Source organism: Cupriavidus sp. SIMBA_020, from assembly GCF_046535395.1.
Taxonomy (GTDB): domain Bacteria; phylum Pseudomonadota; class Gammaproteobacteria; order Burkholderiales; family Burkholderiaceae; genus Cupriavidus; species Cupriavidus campinensis.
In genome coordinates this window covers 1-945 of the sequence record NZ_JAWRWU010000034.1, presented here as the reverse complement: position 1 = coordinate 945, position 945 = coordinate 1, and the positions used below count along the sequence as shown (strand labels likewise).

Here is a 945-nt window from a genome sequence, read left to right as displayed (position 1 = left end):
ACCTGCAGGTGCGGCGCGGCTCGATCCACGCATTGATCGGCCCCAACGGCGCAGGCAAGACGACCTGCTTCAACCTGCTTACCAAATTCCTGGAGCCGACCACCGGCACCATCCTTTTCAACGGCATCGACATCACCCGCGAGAAACCGGCGCAGATTGCGCGGCGCGGTGTGATCCGTTCGTTCCAGATATCCGCCGTGTTCCCGCACCTGACCGTGCGCGAGAACGTGCGCATTGGCCTGCAGCGCCAGCTTGGCACCTCGTTCCAGTTCTGGCGCAGCGAACGTTCGCTCGATGTCCTCAACGACCGGGCGATGGACCTGCTCGAGCAAGTGGGCCTGACCGAGTTCGCCGAAACTGTCACCGTCAACCTGCCGTACGGCCGCAAGCGCGCGCTGGAAATCGCCACCACGCTGGCGATGGAGCCCGAGCTGATGCTGCTGGACGAGCCCACGCAGGGCATGGGCCACGAGGACGTGGACCGCGTGACGCAGCTGATCAAGAAGGTGTCGGCGGGCCGCACCATCCTGATGGTGGAGCACAACATGAACGTGGTGTCCTCCATCGCCGACAAGATCACCGTGCTCCAGCGCGGCGCGATCCTGGCCGAAGGGCCGTACGCGGAGGTGTCCAAGGACCCGCGCGTGATGGAAGCCTATATGGGCACGGTCGACGCGGAACTGCAGGGGGCGCACTGAGATGAACACCAACACTCCCGCCCTTGAGATCAAGGACCTGAACGCCTGGTACGGCGAGTCGCACATCCTGCACGGGGTGGACCTGACCGTGAACCACGGCGAAGTGGTGACGCTGCTCGGCCGCAACGGCGCGGGCCGCACCACCACCATGCGCGCCATCATGGGCCTGACCGGCGCCCGCAAGGGCTCGATCAAGGTCAACGGGCACGAGACCATTGGTCTGCCCACGCACAAGATCGCGCATTAC

Annotated in this window: 2 protein-coding genes; both read left to right on the top strand. The window is 65.0% G+C overall.

The window, feature by feature from the left end; translation table 11 throughout:
- Positions 1 to 2 precede the first annotated feature (2 nt).
- Positions 3 to 698 carry an ABC transporter ATP-binding protein gene (locus SB751_RS27975; protein WP_246119062.1) on the top strand — a complete coding sequence of 232 codons (696 nt, stop codon included), beginning with the start codon at positions 3 to 5 and terminating at the stop codon, positions 696 to 698.
- A gap of 1 nt (position 699) precedes the next feature.
- The coding region (locus tag SB751_RS27970; RefSeq protein ID WP_211942665.1) for an ATP-binding cassette domain-containing protein at positions 700 to 945 on the top strand (246 nt) is incomplete at its 3' end.